This is a genomic window from Streptomyces rubellomurinus (genome assembly GCF_000961885.1).
In the GTDB taxonomy this organism is placed as follows: domain Bacteria; phylum Actinomycetota; class Actinomycetes; order Streptomycetales; family Streptomycetaceae; genus Kitasatospora; species Kitasatospora rubellomurina.
Map to the genome: position 1 here is coordinate 1 of NZ_JZKH01000224.1, position 1,924 is coordinate 1,924.

Annotated in this window: 1 protein-coding gene; it reads right to left on the minus strand. The window is 73.4% G+C overall.

Going from position 1 to position 1,924, the window contains the following annotated elements; translation table 11 throughout:
- A partial coding sequence (locus tag VM95_RS37400) for a beta-ketoacyl synthase N-terminal-like domain-containing protein (protein ID WP_045705821.1) occupies positions 1–1,924 on the minus strand: 1,924 nt, incomplete at both ends.

The window sequence follows — 1,924 nt, forward strand, 5'->3', positions numbered from 1 at the left end:
CGCGTGCCCGAGGTTCGACTTCACCGACCCCAGCCACAGCGGCCGGCCCGGGGACCGGTCCCGCCCGTACGTCGCCAGCAGCGCCTGCGCCTCGATCGGGTCGCCCAGCGCCGTCCCGGTCCCGTGCGCCTCCACGGCATCGACCTGATGAACCGTCAAACTACTCGCATTCAACGCCGCTTCGATCACCCGCTGCTGCGACGGACCGTTCGGCGCCGTCAACCCGTTCGACGCACCGTCCTGGTTCACCGCGCTGCCGCGCACCACCGCCAGCACCCGATGACCGGCCCGCACCGCGTCCGACAACCGCTCCACCACCAGCACACCCGCACCCTCGGACCACCCGGTGCCGTCCGCCGCATCGGAGAACGCCTTGCACCGGCCGTCAGCCGCCAGGCCGCGCTGGCGGCTGAACTCGCGGAACACCCACGGCGTGGCCATCACCGTCGCCCCACCCACCAGGGCGAGTTCGCACTCCCCCGCCCGCAGCGCCTGCGCGGCCAGGTGCAGGGCGACCAGCGAGGACGAGCACGCGGTGTCCACCGTGACGGCCGGGCCCTCCAACCCGAAGGTGTACGAGATCCGACCTGACGCCACGCTGCCCAGCGTGCCGGTGAGCGAGTACCCCCCCAGCTCGGCGGCGGGATCGGTGCCGCCCGCGTAGTCGTGGTACATCACGCCCGCGAACACGCCGGTCCGGCTGCCACGCAACGACGCCGGCTCCAACCCCGCCCGCTCCAGCGCCTCCCACGACGTCTCCAGCAGCAACCGCTGCTGCGGATCCATCGCCAGCGCCTCACGCGGCGAGATCCCGAAGAACCCCGCGTCGAACCCGGCCGCGTCCGCCAGAAAGCCACCGGACCGGGTGTACGTCGTCCCGGGCCGCACGCCCTCCGCGTCGTACAGCTCCTCCAGGTCCCAGCCGCGATCGTCCGGGAAGTCGCCGATCGCGTCCACCCCGCCCGCGACCAGATCCCACAGCTCCTCCGGCGAGGACACCCCGCCCGGGAAGCGGCAGGCCATGCCCACGATCACCACCGGATCGTCGGCCGCCACGGCGGACGACCGCGCCACGGCGGGCTGTTGGCCCGGACGTCCGGCCGCCTCGGCCCGCAGGTACCGGGCCAGCGCGAGCGGGTTCGGGTGGTCGAAGACCAGCGTGGCGGGCAGCCGGAGACCCGTGGCGGCGCCGATCCGGTTGCGCAGCTCGACGGCGGTCAGCGAGTCGAAGCCCTGTTCCTTGAACGCCCGTTCGGCGTCGACCAGTTCGGGTTCGGCATGGCCGAGCACAGCAGCGACCTGACCGCGCACGAAGGCCAACAGGGTGGACTCCTGCTCGCCCTCCGGCACGCCGTCGAGCAGCCGGGGCAGCCCGGACGGCCCGTCCGTCCGGTTCTCGGCGATCCGCCGGGACGGCTGCCGGACCAGACCTCGGCAGACGGCCGGCAGCAGCCCTGCCGCCTGCTGGGCGCGCAGGGTGGCGGTGTCGAGCCGCACCGGCACCAGGAGGGGTTCGCTCGCTCCGATCGCCGCGTCGAAGAGCGCGAGGCCCTGCTCGGTCGCGAGCGGACGGATCCCGGCTCGGGCCATCCACCCCAGGCCGCCCGCGTCGAGGTGGCCGGTCATGCCGCTGGCCTGCTCCCACAGGCCCCAGGCGAGCGAGACGGCGGGCAGCCCGGCGGCGTGGCGCTGCGCCGCCAACGCGTCCAGGGCGGCGTTCGCCGCCGCGTAGTTGCCCTGCCCCGGGTTGCCGAAGACACCCGCGATGGACGAGAACAGCACGAAAAACGACAGCTCCTGACTGATCGTCAACTCATGCAGATTCAGCGCCGCGTCGACCTTCGGCCGCAGCACCGCCGCCAGCCGCTCAGGCGTCAACGACGCGATCGTCCCGTCGTCCAACACCCCCGCCGCATGCACCACC